The organism is uncultured Helicobacter sp., assembly GCF_937893305.1.
GTDB lineage: Bacteria > Campylobacterota > Campylobacteria > Campylobacterales > Helicobacteraceae > Helicobacter_D.
The window spans coordinates 1-19172 of record NZ_CALBGN010000011.1 but is presented as its reverse complement, the minus strand read 5'-3'; the positions used below and the strand labels follow the sequence as shown (position 1 = coordinate 19172).

17 protein-coding genes and 1 tRNA gene are annotated in these 19172 nt (G+C 35.8%); 8 read left to right on the top strand and 10 right to left on the bottom strand.

The features are described 5' to 3' along the window. Positions 1-7: 7 nt before the first annotated feature. From Q0358_RS01720 to Q0358_RS01675, 10 genes are all read right to left on the bottom strand, one after another. Positions 8-790 carry a HesA/MoeB/ThiF family protein gene (locus Q0358_RS01720; protein ID WP_299546375.1) on the bottom strand — a complete coding sequence of 261 codons (783 nt, stop codon included), beginning with the start codon at positions 788-790 and terminating at the stop codon, positions 8-10. After that, entirely contained in the window at positions 790-2625 is a 1836-nt protein-coding gene (gene asnB, locus Q0358_RS01715) for an asparagine synthase (glutamine-hydrolyzing) (RefSeq protein WP_299546373.1), read from the bottom strand. Before asnB ends, Q0358_RS01720 begins: the two co-directional genes overlap by 1 nt. After that, on the bottom strand, positions 2601-4856 hold the full coding sequence (locus Q0358_RS01710) for an STT3 domain-containing protein (RefSeq protein WP_299546371.1): 2256 nt from the start codon (positions 4854-4856) through the stop codon (positions 2601-2603). The genes asnB and Q0358_RS01710 overlap by 25 nt, the downstream gene beginning before the upstream one ends. Further along, positions 4780-5169 (bottom strand): 30S ribosomal protein S9, encoded by a 390-nt coding sequence (gene rpsI / locus Q0358_RS01705; RefSeq protein WP_299546369.1) that lies wholly within the window; start codon positions 5167-5169, stop codon positions 4780-4782. Before rpsI ends, Q0358_RS01710 begins: the two co-directional genes overlap by 77 nt. 10 nt (positions 5170-5179) lie before the next feature. After that, the gene (gene rplM, locus Q0358_RS01700; RefSeq protein ID WP_299546481.1) at positions 5180-5593 is read right to left on the bottom strand and encodes a 50S ribosomal protein L13; all 414 of its coding nucleotides are present in this window, start codon (positions 5591-5593) and stop codon (positions 5180-5182) included. A gap of 123 nt (positions 5594-5716) precedes the next feature. Next, a complete protein-coding gene (locus Q0358_RS01695; RefSeq protein WP_299546367.1) occupies positions 5717-6271 on the bottom strand; it encodes a MotE family protein in 555 nt (184 codons plus the stop codon). A gap of 11 nt (positions 6272-6282) precedes the next feature. Further along, positions 6283-6711, bottom strand: a complete 429-nt coding sequence (locus tag Q0358_RS01690) for a flagellar export protein FliJ (RefSeq protein WP_299546365.1) — start codon at positions 6709-6711, stop codon at positions 6283-6285. Beyond that, complete coding sequence (locus Q0358_RS01685; RefSeq protein ID WP_299546479.1) at positions 6708-7967, bottom strand: adenylosuccinate synthase; 1260 nt, start codon at positions 7965-7967, stop codon at positions 6708-6710. Before Q0358_RS01685 ends, Q0358_RS01690 begins: the two co-directional genes overlap by 4 nt. Then, positions 7957-8826 (bottom strand): ATP phosphoribosyltransferase regulatory subunit, encoded by an 870-nt coding sequence (locus Q0358_RS01680; protein ID WP_299546363.1) that lies wholly within the window; start codon positions 8824-8826, stop codon positions 7957-7959. Before Q0358_RS01680 ends, Q0358_RS01685 begins: the two co-directional genes overlap by 11 nt. A gap of 101 nt (positions 8827-8927) precedes the next feature. After that, positions 8928-9431 (bottom strand): cytochrome c, encoded by a 504-nt coding sequence (locus tag Q0358_RS01675; RefSeq protein ID WP_299546361.1) that lies wholly within the window; start codon positions 9429-9431, stop codon positions 8928-8930. Positions 9432-9825: 394 nt separating this feature from the next. Between Q0358_RS01675 and purD the strand changes: the two genes are divergently transcribed. The 8 genes from purD to Q0358_RS01635 form a co-directional block, all read left to right on the top strand. Then, positions 9826-11085, top strand: a complete 1260-nt coding sequence (gene purD / locus Q0358_RS01670) for a phosphoribosylamine--glycine ligase (RefSeq protein ID WP_299546359.1) — start codon at positions 9826-9828, stop codon at positions 11083-11085. Further along, on the top strand, positions 11085-11555 hold the full coding sequence (locus tag Q0358_RS01665) for an RDD family protein (protein WP_299546357.1): 471 nt from the start codon (positions 11085-11087) through the stop codon (positions 11553-11555). The genes purD and Q0358_RS01665 overlap by 1 nt, the downstream gene beginning before the upstream one ends. Then, on the top strand, positions 11548-13683 hold the full coding sequence (gene lptD, locus Q0358_RS01660; RefSeq protein ID WP_299546355.1) for an LPS assembly protein LptD: 2136 nt from the start codon (positions 11548-11550) through the stop codon (positions 13681-13683). The genes Q0358_RS01665 and lptD overlap by 8 nt, the downstream gene beginning before the upstream one ends. Next, positions 13683-14393: a phosphoribosyltransferase family protein gene (locus Q0358_RS01655; protein WP_299546353.1), complete on the top strand. Its 711-nt coding sequence runs from the start codon at positions 13683-13685 to the stop codon at positions 14391-14393. Before lptD ends, Q0358_RS01655 begins: the two co-directional genes overlap by 1 nt. Further along, positions 14394-16604, top strand: a complete 2211-nt coding sequence (locus Q0358_RS01650; RefSeq protein ID WP_299546351.1) for a polyribonucleotide nucleotidyltransferase — start codon at positions 14394-14396, stop codon at positions 16602-16604. Positions 16605-16744: 140 nt separating this feature from the next. After that, on the top strand, positions 16745-17050 hold the full coding sequence (locus Q0358_RS01645) for a F0F1 ATP synthase subunit C (protein WP_006802245.1): 306 nt from the start codon (positions 16745-16747) through the stop codon (positions 17048-17050). Between the two features lie 36 nt (positions 17051-17086). Beyond that, a tRNA-Leu gene (locus tag Q0358_RS01640) sits at positions 17087-17170 on the top strand. 361 nt (positions 17171-17531) lie between these two features. Then, a partial coding sequence (locus tag Q0358_RS01635) for a hypothetical protein (RefSeq protein ID WP_299546344.1) occupies positions 17532-19172 on the top strand: 1641 nt, incomplete at its 3' end.

Sequence of the window (19172 nt, the reverse complement as noted above, 5' to 3'; positions counted from 1 at the left end):
TCTAGCATTATTGGTAGAGAGTTTCATCAAGTTTTGTGATTCCATTGTTTCCACAGACGCGGCAATTTGGATTCCGTTTAATCGCAATGGTTCTAAAATCTAGTGAGCGCACATCGCAAGTTAAGAGTTTATCAAAAAGTGGTTCGCCAATATCTGTGATGATTTTTATTGCCTCATTTGCTTCAATGCAGCCAAATAATCCAGCAGCAGCCCCTAAGATTCCAACGCTTGCGCTAGTTGGCATTGCTGTTTTTGGTGGCGCATTAAATAAGCAGGCATAACACGCGCTAACCTTTGGTTTTATGCTCATTGCTTGTCCGCTAAAGGCAAGCGCACTTCCGCGCACTAAGATTTTATTTGCTAAAACACAGGCATCATTAATCAAAAATTTCGCACTAAAAACATCTGTGGCTTCTATGACAATATCATAATCCTTGATGTATGTTAAGATGTTTTGTGGATTTAAGCGTTCTTTGAAGACTTGTAAATTTATATTTGGATTTAGTAAATGTAGTTTTTCAAATGCGGAATCTGCTTTGTTTTTGTTTAGATCTTGAGTGTTGTGCAGGATTTGTCTTTGTAAATTACTTTGATCTACAACATCTCCATCGCAAATCCCTAAATTTCCTACACCAGCGGCTGCTAAATAGTATAAAATAGGAGAGCCAAGCCCACCAGCACCTGCGACAAACACACGCGCATTTTTAAGTTTTAATTGCCCTTCTTGCCCTATTCCTGCAAGCAAAATATTGCGTCCATAGCGTTCTAATTCTTCTTGTGAGAGTTGCATTATAATCCTTTGTTTTGATGCCAAACTTCAAGCGCAAACAAACTCCAAAGCATTTTTGCGCGTTTTTCTTTTGGGTAGAGATGCGGTTTAAAACAGAGCGATTCTATCATATTTTTTTCTAAAAATTCTTGTGCGATTTTAGGGCTTGTTAATGTGTCAAAAATCAAGCTTTGCAACTCTCCATCTATCCACGCAACTAAAGGCACTTCAAAGCCTCTTTTTGGAGCATTATAGACTGCTTTATCTAAATATTTTTCTGCAAGTTTTCTTAAAAGATATTTTGTGGTTTTATTGCGCACCTTTAGACGATCATCTAGGCGTGGTGCAAACTCTACAAGAGATTTAGAAAGAAAAGGAGAACGCCCTTCTAAAGAATGCGCCATTGTTGCAATATCCATTTTAGGCAATAAATCACAAAGAAGTAGATTATTAGTATCTAAAAAGAGCATTTTAGATAATGTGGATAAATTGCTTTTAAAAACCGATTCTAGCTCTTCTTTAAAACTAGGATAAATCGTAAAATTATGAAATCCTATAAAAATATCTGTTGTTGCGCGCAAATAATATTCTGATAAATCTTTTTTATAGGCATTTGCCATTTGTAAGAGGCGATAAAAGTAGTTATATAGAGATTGTTTTTTGTTGGGGCTTTTAAAGAACTTTGCAAAAGAGCTAAAAGGGAGAACCTTGCTTAATAGCAAATGTCCAACATAGCGGCGATACCCGCCAAAAAGCTCATCAGCTCCATCGCCATTTAAAATCACGCTTAAATGTTCTTTTGCTGCTTTTGCGACATAATAGCTAGGGATTGCCGAACTATCAAAAAAGGGACGCCCATAGTTTTGTAAGATTTTTGGGACATCTTCTTTTAGATTTGTGTGAATTTTTAGCGTTGTGTGTATGGTGTTGTAGCGTTTTGCAGTTATGCTTGCAAGGGTGGATTCATCAAAACTAGAACCATCAAAGCTCACAGTAAAAGTGCGGAGTTTTGGTGTGATTTGTGAGCTTAGTGCAACAATTAGTGAGCTATCAATCCCGCCACTTAAAAATGCGCCTACTTCTAAATCAGAAGATTCTATGCGGTTTTGAATGCTTTGTTTTAGTAATGCTTCACAAGTTTGTAGGGCTTCAATTTCGTTAGTGATCTTTGGGGCTTGATAGCAAGTTTGTAAATCAAAATAAGTTTTAATTTCTAAAGAATGTGTGTTTAAATCTAAGATTCCATAACTTGCATTTGGCAAGGCAAAAGTGTTTTTATAAGGTGCGCCATCGCGATAGAAAAAGCCACTTTGGAGATAAAAATTGATTGCGTCAAAATCCATTTTTAAGGGCGTTTTAACTAGAGCTTGGAGTGTATTTAACTCGCTTGCAAAGGCAAATTGTTCGGAGTCTTGATAATAAAACAAAGGTTTTTTGCCCATTCTATCGCGTGCAAAATAGACTTTTTGCGTTGCTTTGTCATAAAGAGCAAAGGCAAACATTCCATCAAAGGCATTTAGGTTTTCTAAAAATGCTTCACCATAGTTTGCAAAAAGTGCTAGGATTGTTTCTGTGTCGCTATGTGTTTTAAAAGCGAAGTCAAGATTTTTTCTAAACTCTAAATGGTTATAAATCTCTCCATTAAACACTAAGCACAAATCCTTATGTTGCATAGGTTGATGTGCAAGAGTGCTTAAGTCTTGGATACTTAAGCGTGCATGAAAAAACTGCAACAAGCCCCATTTTGTGAGATCATAAAATGCTCCTTTGGCATCTGGTCCTCTGTGGCGCATTAATGTATAAATGCGCTCAACGGGTAGTTTTTGTTGGTTTATTGATCCTGCAATTCCACACATTTAGAATCCTTTATGTGATAAATGCGCACGCTTTCTCCGCTAGCACATACATTTTTAGGGAGTTTTTGAAAAATCATTAAAGAAATCATATTACTCTTTAGATAATCAACGCTTAATAACAGGGAGTTTTCTCCAAAATTTATTTGTGTTAATGGTGTTTTTTGGTGATGAAAAGTTGTATAAATGTAAAAATCTTCATAGAGATCTATTTCTTGATGGATTTTGTAGTTTTGTGGATTTTTTGTATTGTTAAAATAGACAAAAACGCTAGATTCTTTTAAGGGTTTTCCATTTTCTGGGTTTAAATTAGCAAAGATGTTGATGTTTGCAAGTAGTGGCAAAATACGCATAGGGAGCACCCAATACACTTGTGCGTTGTGTGCTAAAGAGATGTTTTGGTAGCCCTGCTTTAAAGAGTTTAAAAAGTCTTCTACATTTGCATAATTTAGCATTAAAGAAAAAATACGATTCCACATTTTGGATTCCGTATTTTGCAGATTTTGCGCTAGAAGTCGCGAAAAATTATAAAACAATTCTTTAGAATCACTTAGCAAAATTTTAGCAATAGGATAATTCACAGCTCCAGAGTGTCGTCCTCCATCTAAAAACACTTGCGCTTTTGTAAAGTAGCGCAACGCATAGCCATAATCCCACCAAGAAAAAATAAAGTCATTTGTGCTAAGTTTAGAATCTAAAATTTTAAAGGCGTGAATTTCTTCTGCGGATAAGATGGGTTTTGGGATTGAGTAATTAAGCGTTGTAAGAGATAGGGGCAAGATAATGGAGCTTGCAAAAAGACAGAAAGTTAAGAAGTTGTAACATTTTGCTAAGAAAAAAAGCAAAAATAATGCGATTCCAAGCGCAATAATTGGCACTAAAAAGAAGCTAAAGCGCACACCTAAATGCAAAGAAAAAAATCCTAAAAGACAAAAAGGGAGTAAAAAAAGATTTAAGTAGAGCAAGATTCTATTGGGGGATTGGCGAAAGATTAGTGTTTTAAAAAGTGCGAATGCAAATTGATAAAGCAAGATGATAAAGCCTAAAATCCCAAGTGTGAAAATTAAGATTCCACCATTGCGCGTGATTAACACAGGAGGTGTTGTGGGGCTTGTTTCTAAAATGGCATTGACAACAGAAGCAAAAATAAAATCGCTTGCGTGCTGTGTAGAACCAAAAATATACGCATTAATTTGAGCAATGAGTGGATTAAATAAACCAAAAGTCGCCGCATAAATCATAGCAACACAAACATAAAGCCAAATTGCTCTTGGATAGAATCTAAAAGCAAGCAATAAAGCAATTAACACAGGCAAACAAAAAGCAGATGGTGTTAAAATTACAAAGAAAAGACTTGCTAAAATTAAGCTATTATTTGGGATTTTACGAAACAATAAGGCAAAAATAAATTCTAAAAATAAAAACAGCAAAAATCCTAATAAAAGTAAATTTTGGATTCCATTATGCCAATTGATTGCAAGAAAACCAAAAAGCGCGAAAAAAACAAGTGATAAAAAGCGTTGCGTCTGTGTGAAGTGTAATAAAAAAACTAGCGCGCACAAAGGTAGCGTTAATAAAAGCATATCTGTATCAAAATATCCTGCTCCAACACGCTGATAAAAACTTGGCAAGAACAAAGCAATCAAACTAGAAAGGAAGGCAATAAAGGCTAAGATATTTTGAGAAAAATAGCTTTTTTGTGCCAAGAAACGAAGCACGAAATAATTAAGCGCATAGATAGTGGGCGCAAGTGTGGCACTAAAAATTACGCTTGAAAAACTAAGAGAAAATCCTAAAGAAGTCAATTTTGCAAGGATTCCACCTAAAAGAGATAAAAAGGGCAGTGTAGAGAATGCGTTTAAAAGGCTGTTTAAATCAAAAGAGTTTAAAAATCCTAAAAATTCTCTTGCGCCTTTTGCGTAGTAATAGGCATCAAAGGAAGTTAAAATTAAAGTATCATCAATGAAATTTTTAGAATCGCTTAAAAAAAATTTAAAGTCTAAGTAATGGAATCCAAAATGAATACCACAAAGAATAAGAATAAAAAGAAAGTGTAATGAGATTTTGGTAGAGAAGTTGGAATCGGTTTTTAGCATATTGTGCAAAATGCTTTTCCAAAATATTGCAAGAGCCCAAAAAGGACCCTGTAAAAAGCCATTATCTTTTTGAGAATTGCGGACTTCTTCTTGCTTTGCGCTTTCCGTATTTCTTACGCTCAACGACTCTAGAATCACGCGTTAATAGTCCTTTTGGCTTAAGAATTGTTCTAAAGTTTTTGTCATACAATGCTAGAGCTTTAGAGATTCCGTGGCGTAGTGCTTCAGCTTGTGCAGAATAGCCGCTACCTTGTGTTTGCGCGATAATATCCACGCTTTTTTCTTGTTTTGTTAGCAATAAAGGTTGCATAACTTTCATTTTAATTGCTTCGTGTCCGCCAAGCCAATCATTAAGATTTGTGTCATTAATGCTTAGTTTTCCTGTCCCCGGAGTTAGCCAAACTTTTGCGATTGCTGTTTTTCTCTTTCCTGTTGCATAAATTTTTGCCATATCTCAATCCTTATTTTGAAACTTGTGCGCTATGTGGATGATTTGCATCACAATAAACTTTTAACTTCTTAAGCATTGCGCGCCCTAGCTTTGTCTTAGGGAGCATACCTCTAACTGCAAGCCTATAGAGCTTCTCTGGGTGTTTTTCCAGCATTTCTTTTAGTGTTTTAGACTTTGTGCTTCCAAAGTAACCAGAGTGTGTAAAGTATTCTTTATCTTCTAGTTTCATACCGCTAAACTTGGCTTTTGGAGCGTTGATAACGATCACAAAATCTCCACAATCTACATTTGGTGTATAAAGCGGCTTATGCTTACCTCTAAGTAGTGTTGCGATTTCGGTAATAAGGCGTCCAAAAGTTTTGCCCTCTGCGTCTAAAACAACCCATTCGCGTTTAATTTCATTGGCTTTTGCCATTTTGGTCATATTCATTGCGTTGCCTTTCCTAAAATGTATTACTTAAAAGTCCAAAAATCTTTTGGAATAAAGGTGAAATTATAGCTTAAGTTTATTAAAAAAAGCTTAATTTAAGTTTTGATTAATCAGTTTCTATTGTTGCTTGGTTTCTTCTTCTGTGGAATTCTTTTTAAAGGGTGGTCCTTTTTGCAGGAGAGTAGTAAGTGTGGCTGCTTTTTGGGGATCCATTTTAGAGAGAATCTTGCTTGTGATTTTTGTATCTAGCGCAAACAAAATTGTGGCGGCTTCATCATCAGGCAAGCTTTGTAAAATCGCTGCAGATTTGGAATCTTTCATTGTGGTGTAGGTTTCGCCAATCTTGCTTTGTGTGATGCCTTTTATCTCTTTTAAAATCTCTTCATTGCGTTTTAAGAGTCTTTCAATTTTGGCTTGGCGTTCTTGGATTTCTTTTTGTGTGTTTGCAATGGCTAATTCACGCTTTTTTAAGTCCTGTTCTTTTTGGTCAAGCACATTTTGTGTGGCATTTTGTAGAGCTTGTAGAGCTTGTTGTTGTTCATCAATTTTTTCTAATTCTCTTAAAATTTCTCCTTTGCGTTGCTCAAAAATAATATTACAATCAATAACTTTGTCGCTTTGGTTTGCATTAAGAGCAAGTGCGCTAAAAATAAGAAAATAAAAACGCTTCATTTTGGATTCCTTTAATGTTTGTCTTTGTTGTTTGTATGGAGCATTACAGAGATTTCATCTAAATCCCTACTTTCTTGTATGCGTGCTTTTTCTAAAAGTTTTTTGATCTCTAAGCCATCTAAATATTTTGCCTTTTCATACTCTATATTTTCAAGCTTAAAAGTTTCTTGTAATTCTCTTTTTGTTTGTTTAAGTTGTGCTAGCTCTTGCATTTTAAAATCAATGCTAGAGCGATATTCTTCCTTGTGATGGGCAAAGGCTAAGAAATTTTGGTAGATTCCGCTTTGAGGTTCTTTTAGCGTGGCAAACTCTGCAACAAGTGCGTCAATTTCACCTTGTTTAGCGATGATATGCTGCGCGTTTTTTTGTAGCATCAACTCTACTTCATCAACTTTTCTTTTGCGCAAAAGCACAAGCTGTGTAAATTTTGTTTTTATCATCTAAAAATCGTATCGTTTCTATCAGGGCTTGTAGAAATCATCGCAATTTTCACACCAATAAATTTTTCTAGAGCTAAAATATAATCTTGTGCATTTTTGGGCAACTTAGAAAACTCTCTAACACCGGCGGTTTTGTCCCAACCTTTGAAGTGCATATAAATTGGTGTAACTTGCGCTAAATCGCTTGGAAAATCTTCTAAAACATTGCCATTGCAGTCTTTATAGCCCGTGCAAACTTGGATTGTTTCAAAGCCATCTAGCACATCAAGCTTCATCATTGCAAGCGCGCTTACACCATTAATGCGACAAGCATATTTAACTGCCATTGCATCAAGCCATCCACAACGTCTTGCGCGTCCTGTTGTTACACCAAACTCACCGCCTTTTTCACGCAGTGTTTCTCCGATTTCTCCTAGCTCTTCTGTGGGAAATGGACCATTTCCTACGCGCGTGCAATATGCCTTTGTGATTCCAATAACTTCTCCTAATTCGCGCGGTGCGATACCTGTCCCATTGCAAGCTCCTGCTGCTGTTGTTGTGGAGCTTGTTACAAAAGGATAAGTCCCAAAGTCAATATCTAGCATACTGCCTTGCGCACCTTCACAAAGGATTTTTTCGTTATTGTCCATTGCTCTCCATAGCATTGCAGTTGTATTTGTAAGATAAGGCAAAAGTGCCTTTGCATAAGTATCAAGTTCGTTTTTAAGAGAATCAAGACTAAAAGTTGGAATCGCATTTTCTTTTGCATTTAAAGCTTGGAGTTTATCAAAGACTTTTTTTGCTAGAGTTTGCGTGTCTTTTAGCTCTTCAATACGGATTCCATTGCGTGAGATTTTATCTGTGTATGCAGGTCCGATTCCTTTGCCTGTTGTGCCAATAGCAACCTTTGCCTTTTCTTCACTTAATTTATCTAATAATTCGTGGTAAGAGAGAATTAAATGCGCCTTTGTGCTAATAAATAAACGCCCTTTAAGTCCGCCGTGCATTTGTTCAAATTGTGCCATTTCAGCAATGAGTGCCTTTGGACTAATCACAACGCCATTGCCAATAATATTTTTACAATTTGGATAAAGAATCCCAGATGGGATCAAGTGTAAAGCATATTTTTTGCCATCAACAACAATTGTATGCCCTGCATTATGTCCCCCTTGATAGCGCACTACAAAATCATAATTACGCGCTAGTAAATCCACCATTTTACCCTTGCCTTCATCGCCCCATTGAATCCCTACGATTAAGTCTGCTTTACTCACTATCACTCCTTAATAAATATTGAATTAAATCATCAGTATAAATCCCAAATCCACAAGCATTTTGTTCTAAAATCGCATATTCTCCGCCCATAATTAAAGTTGCATTATCAGCAAAAAATCTAAAAAATAAGCCTGTATAATAACTCATTGGCGCATAATACAAAGGAGACAAAATACAATCAGGCATTGCTTTTGCAAGATTTATTAATTGCTCTAGCGCTTCTTTTAGATTTTGTGCTAAATTGTTGTGGAGTTGTAGAAAATCTTGTAAGGATTTGACATCATGCACAGACAAAAGATCTTGCATAATAGGGCTAGAATTTGCAATCACGCCAACATCAATCTTTTCAAACGCAATAAGTGGAATCCCAAAAATCTCCGCACAAATTTGTGGGATACGCACATTAGCAAGTTGCAAAAATGGTTTTTGTTTTGGACTTAAAAAGTTGGAATCTAAAATCTCTAAAGACATTTTGATAAAGGGTGCAATATCGCAATTCTCTAAATTTTCCACACCGATTTGGTGGATTTCAGTTGTGGGATAAATAAACACTGGCTGGATATAAAACCAACGCTTACTTAAAGTATTTTCACGCAAATGTGGAGCTAAAAGGCGAATAGTGTCAATGGTAGAATCATTGCGTAGAGCAATTTGATGATTGTATTGATTATTTGTGCGCACAACTTCGCGACTTTTTGTGTCGCGTTGATGCTCTAAATAGGAGAAAGTTGGCGTGATAATCTCTTCGTACCCATTTCTGTATAAAATCGCACTAGCAAGGGATTCAATTTCGCGTTTTAGGCGTGCACTTTTGCCAAAATAAAGCTTGCAACCTTGCGGAATCTCGTGGCTTAAAATCACAAATTTCCTTCAATTTAATCTAAAAAAGTAAGCATTGTAGCATATTTTAAATGAAACTTTAAGGCGTTTTCAAAATCTAAAATTGCAAGAATCCAAAAAAGTTAACGCAAGCTTTCTATATATGCTCCAATATCGTCCATATCGCGCTTAGTATAGCGTTGAGCAATTTGGTTTTTCACAAAGCGTGATTGTCCTTGAAAACTTTGGTTTGCATAGGTTTTAATTTCATCGGCAATATCATTAGCTTTCCAAGTGTTAATAGGTTTTTTGCTTGCAACAGAGAGTTCTCCCTTTTCTCCGTGGCAACTTGCACAATCTCTATCATAGAGTTTTTTGCCATTTTCTAAGTTTGCTCCACGCTTACTTTCACTAACTTCTCCCGTGCCTAACATACTTGCTAAAAAGCTTTTTTCTTGTGGTGTTAAATCTGCATCTTCACGCACGACTTTAATATTGTCATTGCCTAAATTTTTGGAGTATTTTTTCATAATTGCTTTAATTTCTTCTCCAAATTCTCCTTTTAGCTCAAAACAAATGCATTCTCCTGCATACAAAACTCCGCCTAAAGTCAGTGCGCAAGCTAATGTTGATAGTAATTTTTTCATTGTAAGTTTCCTTAAACACTAAAAATTTGTGTAATTTTGCCTAAAATTTATTAATTTTTGGATTAAAGTTAAAAGCCACTTTAGCTAGTATTGTTTATAATTGCACTTCCTAAGTAGTGCGTGTTTCTTTATTTTGGGGTCCAACATATTTAAGTATTGCTGATTGCATAGTTGGTTCTGTGTGATGGTGTTTTCGCCTGAGTTTCTTAAGTTGAAACGAGAATCTGCCGCCTAATGCGCCACTTGTGGTTGGAATCGTTGCCGTTTTTGGGCTACACAAAAAGTAACGGCTGCTTGGGTTTTGCTTTTTAAAGTTTTAGTTGGAATCTAAAATTAAAATTCTTAAGTAAAGAATGGAATCTAAAATTTTAAAAATTAAAATGAAGGTAGAAAAATGGAAGTTGTGATTGTAGGAAGCGGTGCAAGGGAGTATTCTATTGGACTTGCATTGCAAAGTGAATGCAGAATAGATGGAATCTATTTTTATCCGGGCAATGGTGCAACAAGCAAGCTTGGTAAAAACATAGATTTTAAAACACAAAAAGAGTTTGTAGATTTTGCTTTAAAAGAACGCATAGGACTTGTAATTATTGGTCCTGAAGCTCCACTTGTAGAGGGACTAGCAGATGTCTTAAGAGAAAATGGAATCGCAACTTTTGGTCCAAGCGCAAAAGCTGCTAGATTAGAGGGGTCAAAGGCTTATATGAAAGAATTTGCAAAGCGTTATGATATTCCAACAGCAGGCTTTATTCAAACGCAAGATTATAAGGAGGCTTGTGCGTTTATTGAAACGCTAAATACGCCTATTGTCATCAAGGCTGATGGTTTATGTGCGGGCAAGGGGGTAATTATTGCACAAAGCTATGAAGAAGCAAAACGCGCCGCAAAGGAAATGCTAGATGGAAAGAGTTTTGGGGAGTCTGGCAAAACGATTGTTGTAGAAGAATTTTTAGATGGTTTTGAACTTTCTGTATTTGCAATGTGTGATGGGAAGGATTTTATTGTTTTGCCTGCAGCACAAGATCACAAGCGATTATGTGATGATGATAAAGGTCCAAATACTGGTGGTATGGGAGCTTATGCGCCTTCTCCTTTGGCAAGTGAGGCAATTTTAGAAGAAGTGAAGCAAAGCATTATTATCCCTACACTTGATGGTATGGCAAAAGACGGCAGTCCTTTTAGTGGAACGCTGTTTTGTGGGATTATGGTGGTGAAAAATAAGCCATATTTACTAGAATTTAATGTGCGTTTTGGAGATCCTGAGTGTGAGGTGTTAATGCCGCTTTTTGAAGAAGGCTTGTTAGATTGTTTTTTGGCTTGCGCTAATGGGGATTTAAAAAATGTGCAATATCGCTTAAGCGATGAGGTTTGTGTAGGAGTTGTTGTAGCTTCTAAGGATTATCCTTATAAAAACTCTAAAAAGGAAAAAATTACAATTTTAAACACGCAAAATCTACAATCGCATATTAGTTTTGCTGGTGTTAGCAAAGAAAATGAAGATTTGCTAGCAACTGGTGGGCGCGTGCTTGTGTGTGTAGGCAAGGGGGAGAGTGTGCAAGAAGCGGTTAAAAACGCATATCAATGTGTAGAATCTGTGAAATTTGTAGGTATGCAATACCGCAAAGACATTGCTTATCAAGCATTGGGTCATTAATGAATCCTGAAAAAATAGAAGAAATTTTGGCGCGTGAAGAAATCCAAGTTGCTACACTTTGGAAGCGTGTGGTTGCGCATATCATTGATGATTTGCTTGTGAGTATGGTGATTATTGGAATGTATTGGGAAAGCATTACACAAAATGCTGGTAATCCTGAAGTTGTTTTAAATATCATTTCAAGTTCGTGGCTAATTTTGTATGTGGTGAGAATTGCGTATCATTGGCTTTTTGTGCGCTTTTATGGAGCGACAATTGGGAAAATTGTGGTGAAAATTAAAGTCATTGAAACAGGGCTTTTAGATAATCCAAGTCTAAAACAAGCCTTTATTAGAGCATTGCTTAGAACATTGAGTGAGTTTTTGATGTATTTGCCGTTTTTGTATCTTTTGACAAATGCTTTACGCTTAGGATTGCACGATAGGATGGCAAATACTATTGTTGTAGAGTTAAAGAGTTATAATGTTTAAAACAAAGACAAAACAAATAGGAATCGCAATTTCTTTGGCAACAACTCTTGCATTAAGTTCTCTTCAAGCGCGTCCTTCTATTAAGCAGTTTGATGCCAAGCAAGAAGCTGTTTTTGAGTTTTTAGCTGATGATATGGAATACAATCAGTCCATTATCACAGGTAAAGGACACGCTACTGTCATAAACTTGGATTACTATATTAGTGCAAATTTAGCGATTTATGATACAAAAACGCGTGAAATTACGCTACGTGGCAATGTTAATGCTTATAAGGGTAATGCGCTGTATTTAAAGGCGCAAGAAGTGAAAATTAAACTCCAAGAAGATTATTCTTTCTTAGAGCCTTTTTATTTGCAAGATTCCACAACAGGTTTATGGGTGGAAGCAAAAAGTGCAGAATACGACAAAGAAGTCTATGCAATGCAAAATGCTTCAATTTCTACTTGTAGTGTGAATAATCCAATTTGGAAACTCAAAGCAAGTGAAGGCAAATATGATGTGAATAAAGAGTGGCTAACGCTTTGGAATCCGCGCTTGTGTGTGTATGATGTGCCAATTCTTTACTTTCCTTATCTTTCTTTTTCAGCAGGCTATAAACGCAAAAGTGGTTTGCTCTATCCTGTGCTTGGAAACTCTAATGATGATGGAATCATTTATTCTCAACCGGTTTATTTTGCCTTGCAAGATTGGTGGGATATGACACTTACACCAACAATGCGCACCAAAAGGGGTGGGGGCTTGTATGGAGAGTTTAGGGTCGTAGATGACAAAAACCAAATGCTGTGGGCAAATTTTGGATATTTTAGTGATTCTAATCGTTATCAAAACACCTATGATTTAGAAAATCAAGAGCATTTTGGATTCCAACTAGAATACGCACGCAAAGATTTACTAACAGATGTTCAAAATTATTTTTACGAAGATGGACTCTATGTAGATGTTTCTCAAGTATCAGATATTGATTATTTTAGATTGACTGATGATAATGCAGAAAAGCGTGCGGATTTGCAAGGTAGTCTTTTAACTTCAAGACTAAATTATTTTTTAAAAAGTGATGCAGATTATGTTGGAATCTATGGGCGTTATTATTCGGATTTGGAATTTACAAGCAACTCTAAAACGCTTCAAACCTTGCCACAAGTGCAGTATCATCGTCAAATTGATAATCTCTTTATTGATGATTTATATTATAGTTTTGATTATCAAATCAAGCATTTTACACGTCCTATCGGTTATCGTGCAGTGCAACAAGAAGCGCAATTGCCTATTCTTTTTACTCAAAATCTAGCAAATGATTATTTAAATGTATCAATTTCTCCGGTATTTTACGCAACACAAGTGAATTATAGCAATGTCAAAAATGAGCTAGATCTAAAAACAGGAAAATATATCACGCAGCATTATCAATTTAAGGCTAATACGGATTTAGTTAAGCAGTATGAAAACTTCGGACACACGCTAGGTTTAGAAGCACTTTATATTGTTCCTGGTTTTGAGGATAAAAAGGGAGATTTTACAACTTTTTTTACGCTTCCGGGAGATTCTCAAGAATTAAAGCTTAGTATTTCACAGCATTTTTATGATACAACTAATTTCTTAAAGCTTTCTCATAAGATGTATCAATATTTTTATCTAGAAGATGAACATAAAGTTGGTGAGCTAGAAAATGAAGTGCAGTATTTTTATAATGATGAGTGGAGTGTTTTGAGTGATATTTTTTATGCACATTCAGAAAATAGAATTTCAGAAGCTACGCATAAGATCCATTATGATGGGGAGTATTTAAGCGCGTATTTTGGACATTTTTTTCGCGATTCTTCCGCACGAGTAGATTGGAGCCGTGGGCGTTATGGTGAAGCAAATTATATTATGGCAGGTGCTAATAAAGAATTTGCCAATTTAAATCTCTTTGCAGGTTTAGGCTATGATTATAAAGAGGATTATTTTAAAACTTGGCAAATTGGTTTTGAAACAAGCGTGCGTTGCTTTTCTTTTGGATTAAAATTTGTGAGTGAAATTTATCCAATGCTAACAACACGAGGTGCAGAAGCAAGAGATGATAAATATGTGCTTTTAACCATTAAATTTATTCCACTTTTAAGTGGAGATGTCAAAGTAGGTCGTTAATGCAAAATTTTACTATCCCTATCCTTCAAACAGGCAATATTGCGCATTCTACAAGGAGAAAGATTTTATTTGAAAATCGTGATGATGCGCTACAAAAATTGTTAAGTAATATGCCTCTTAGTTTTTTTGAACGGCAAGATTGTATTGTAGTTGGAATCTCTTTTGAGGGTATTTATTTTGCGCATCGCCTAGCACAAACCATCAAAGCACCTTTAGCGTTTCTTTTTACTTCTCCTATCTTAGCACCTAATAATCCAGAATGTGAAATTGCAATGGCGACAGAAACGCACGATGTGGTGATTAATGAGCCGCTAGTGCGTTCTTTTGGGATTAGCTTGGATTATATTTATGGAGAAGTGCAAAGGCAGTATGAAGACAAAATGTTGCCTTTAATTTATCAATATCGCAAGGGTAATCCATTGATTTCTTTTAAAGGCAAGAGGGTTTTGATTGTAGATGAAGGGATTGATAGTGGATTAACGGCTTTTTCTGCAATTAAATCTGTGATAACTTTGCAGGCAAAAACCGTGCATTTTGCTTGTCCTGTTGCGCCTTATGATGTTGCAGAGATTATGGAAGAAGCCACAGATGGAATCTTTTGTCTTTATAAATCAAAAAATTTTGTGGATATTGGATATTACTATAAAGACTATCCGCCTATTCAAACAGAGCAAATTGAAGAAGTTTTTAACAAGATACAAGGAGAGTAAATGCGTGAAATTAACCTTTCATTTTTAAAGCAAGACGAACAATATCTTTTTGATTATGTCGCAAAACAAGCAAGCGGTAGCGTGTATTATAAAAGTGGAAACAATGTATTGTTAGCAAGTGTTGCAGTAGATAGTGATTGTATCGTTGAAGAAGATTTTTTGCCTTTAACTGTGCAGTATATTGAGAAGTCTTATGCAGCAGGTAAATTTCCGGGTGGCTATGTTAAAAGAGAGGCAAAGCCCGGAGATTTTGAAACACTTACAGCAAGGATTGTAGATAGGAGTTTGCGTCCGCTTTTCCCAAAGGATTATTGCTATCCCACACAAATTACCATTATGGTGCTAAGTGCAGAGAATGACGCAGACTTGCAACTTTTAGCTTTAAATGCGGCGAGCGCAGCTTTATATGTTTCAGAGATTCCATTAAATTTTGCCGTAAATGGCGTGCGTATAGGTAGAATCGGAAATGAATTTATTATCAATCCTAGCTTAAAAGAAATGGAGCAAAGCACGCTAGATTTGTTTGTGAGCGGTGTTGATGAAGATGTTTTGATGATTGAAATGCGCACATTTGGTGGTGTAGATATACAAAATCCTAGCAATCCTTTGAGCTTGGTTACCACACTAATAGAGGACAAACAAGTAGAGTTTAGCGCAAATGAACTCACAGAAGCCGAATTAATGCAGGCTTTAGAATTAGCCAAAACAAACATTAATCAAAAGAGCCAACTCATAAAAGAACACTTTAAAGCGTGCATAAAAGAGCCTTTAGAGCTATCACAAACACGCAAAAGCCATAAATGCCAAAGAGTGCAAGAGTTTATCAAGCAAGGCTATTTAAGAGAACTTAGAGAAATCATTACAGAACTTTCTAAAACAGAACGCCATAGCCGTTTAAAATCTTTTACCAAAAAAATCGCACAAGATTACACGCAACGCAATCCACAAGATATAGAATTCTTAGAAGAACGCATTAATGAAGCACTAAATGCACAAAAGCGACAGATTATTCGCACAATGATTTTAGAAGAAGGTATAAGAGCTGATGGAAGAGGGCTTAAAGAAGTGCGTCCTATTAGTATCCAAACAAACATTTTGCCAAAGGCACACGCAAGCGCACTTTTCACACGCGGACAAACACAAGCATTAGTGGTTTGCACGCTAGGTGGTGAAATGGACGCACAAAGTTATGAACTGCTAACAGATAAAGGTGCTACAAAAGAGCGTTTTATGGTGCATTATAACTTCCCTCCTTTCAGTGTGGGCGAGGCAAGTCCTATTGGAGCAACAGGTAGGCGTGAGCTAGGACACGGGAATTTGGCTAAAAGAGCATTAGAATGTAGTGTGGTTAATACAGAACAAAGAACAATCCGTCTTGTATCAGAGATTTTAGAATCTAATGGTTCAAGTTCAATGGCTAGCGTTTGTGGTGGCTCTTTAGCGTTAGCAGCAGCAGATATTCAATGCACTTCATTAATTGCTGGTGTGGCAATGGGGCTTGTGTGTGAAGATAAAAAATATGCAGTTTTAACAGATATTATGGGCTTAGAAGATCACGATGGAGATATGGATTTTAAAGTTGCAGGGAGCAAAAAGGGAATCACAGCTTTACAAATGGATATTAAGCTTGGAGGTTTAAGCACAGAGATTTTAGAGCGTGCTTTATTGCAAGCAAAAGAAGCGCGATTCCATATTTTAGAAATTATGGAAGAAGCAAAAGCGAAGATTGTTTTAAATACAGCGGCTCTCCCTAGCTCACAAACTTTTGCAATTCACCCTAGCAAGATTGTAGAAGTGATTGGACAAGCAGGTAAGACAATTAAAGAAATCATTGAAAAATTTGAAGTAGCGATTGATTTAAATCGCGATAATGGAGAAGTTAAGGTAAGTGGTGGAAATAAAGAAAAAGTAGATGCGGCAAAAGAATATATCATAGGAATTACAAGCGCTAGTAGCGATAAGCCTAGCATTGCCGAGCTTTATAAAGTGGGTGATGTGTATGAGGGAAGAGTAAAAAAAGTCGTGGATTTTGGGGCATTTGTGGAGTTGCCACACAATTATGATGGGCTTTTGCATATTTCAAAAATCACAAGCAGTCGTGGTGCGCAAGCAAGTGATTATTTGAGTGTGGGGGATTTGTTGCGCGTTGAAGTGTTATCGCTTAATAAAAACAAAGTTGAGCTAGGATTGCAAGAGAAGTTGAGTAAATAAGTTGCATTTTTCACATTTGCTAGGCTTGTTTTGGGCTTAAATTAAAGCAAAATTTAGCTAAATGCGTTTATAATCACCCCTTACAAAGTGTTGAGTAGGGGACAGATCCGAAAAGACTTTGAAATTTTAAGGAGAAAGTTATGAAAAAATTACTTCTAGTGTTTTTTGCATTAGCTGGCGTGGCGTTTGCTGCAGAGGGAAATGAAATGTTGTTGTCGTATTCGGCAATTGCTGCTGGTATTGGCTTAGGTATCGCTGCTCTTGGTGGTGCTATTGGTATGGGAAGCACAGCTGCTGCTACAATCTCTGGTATGGCTAGAAATCCGGGCGTTGGTGGTAAATTAATGACAACAATGTTTATTGCATTAGCAATGATTGAAGCACAAGTTATTTATACGCTTGTTGTTGCATTAATTTTGCTTTATGCAAACCCATTTTTAGGCTAATTAATAGTTTATCCTTAGGCTTCTTGCCTAAGGCTTGCGCTGGTGGTGGAATGGTAGACACACCATCTTGAGGGGGTGGCGGGGCGACCCGTGCGAGTTCAAGTCTCGCTCAGCGCACCATTTATTACTTCTTTTTGTATTACGCTTTTATTCCTGTTTGGGTATTTGTAAAAATCAATAAAACTTTCTTAATATTTCTATATATTCGTTACCAAATGTAACTTCAAATTAAATAAATTAAGCTTTATAAAACATACCTAATCTTTTTATAAAGCCTAATAAATCTCTATAATTATGGAATCAATTTTAAAATTTATTTTTGCATAATAAAAATGATTTTTGTTTCATTTAAAAAATAGTAACAACATCACTTAAGATTTAAAAGAATTTATTATAAAATGGCAAGGTTTAAAATCAAAATCACACTTCAAACAAAGGAGAAAAATAATGGAAAAAACATTAAATAATCATTCTAATATGATTGATATTCCTGCGGGGGGGGGGGGCATTTAAGAGATATTTAGCTCCATTTACTAGCAAGGCAATTTATTATAGCGTTCTTGCAACTTCACTTTCTACTTTTATCTTTCACTCACAAGCTTATGCACAATCAAATGATGAAAAATCTGTTCCAGAAATTATTGCTAATCAATTGAAAGTCGATATTGACAATAATACTCCAAATACAACTAATATAAGCGATACAAAATTAGATGAATTAAATTTCAATATAGGCGGTTTGCACGAAAGTAAAATAGAGAAGAAAGTTACTTTTGATAAATTGACAATTGATAGATTGACAACTGCGCAAGCTGGAATTCCGGGATTGGATCCAAACAAAAGCAAGGAAGAGAGAAAACAAATTATTGAAAGCTGGATAAACAATTTGCAACCAAATCAATATGGGCAGTATCCAAGTATAGATAAGTTTGCGCAATTATCTCTTGAGGGAGAAAGTTTAACTATTAATAACAATATTGACAATCAAGGTGATGTGAATATTAAAACTAAACATTTAGATATTGCCGGAGATGTAGCAATAAATTATGGAGGTTTGAGCATAGAATTTGATGAAGGGAGTCTTGGAAGGATTAATGCAGGCAATAGAACAAAAATAGAATTTGGTAAAACAGATGTTTTTTTTAATAATCTCCCTAGTTTTTCAATTATTACCAAAAAAGGTGAAATTGTTTCGGATATTATAAGTAAAAATGGTGGCTATTTAAATATACAGATTGGTGATGAAAAAAATGGTAGCGGTAAAATGACTGGGGATATAATATTTGAAGGTTATAAAGACTCTGATAGGTGGGTAATTGGTAAAGATAATAATAAGCCACCATTTTCATTAAAAGAATATGGAGAATTGGTAGGAAGTCCATCTAGCATATTTACTAATATGATGGGAATGGTAGCTGTAAATTGGAGTAAAATTGAAGGAAATATTGATTTAATAGGCGATGTTTCAAGTTGGATAATGTTACATAAAAATGCACTAATGAGCGGAGATTTAAAAGTTGCAACAACAGGCAGTCATAAAGGATCATATTTTGGTGATCCAATTCTTTATTTTACAGGCGATTCTGAAATATCAGGAGATATTACAGTTGAAAAAAATGCCACTTTGCAAATGACAACTAGTAGAGTTAATCCTATGATGCCACTTTTTGCAGGATTGGGAAGCAAAAATCTAGTCTCTGGAAAGATTACAAATAAGGGAGAAATGCGGCTTGATAGTGTTAGGGGAAGTAATTTTACAATTCAACAAACTATTGATAACATTGGTGGAGTTCTTGGTATTTATGATGATGTAGAAAATAGCTTTGCAGGAACTACCTTTAAATTCCTACGCGGAGATAGTGGCACTGATGCACACTTTAAAAACACAAATGGTGGAAAAATAGCAATAAATCGTTGGGATTTTAGAGAAGATGAAGGTAATGGCAGAATCATTATTGATACTGATGGGCAGAATAAGAGAGAAGAGAATCTTAAAAATGTAAAGTTTGGAGAGTTTCAGCATTGGAATAGTAGTTTTATTCCCCCTACTGCAGACAATCCAGTTATTCTCTTTGGTGACGATAAAATCTTCGCCAATGGCTCTTATGTCCAATACCTAGTC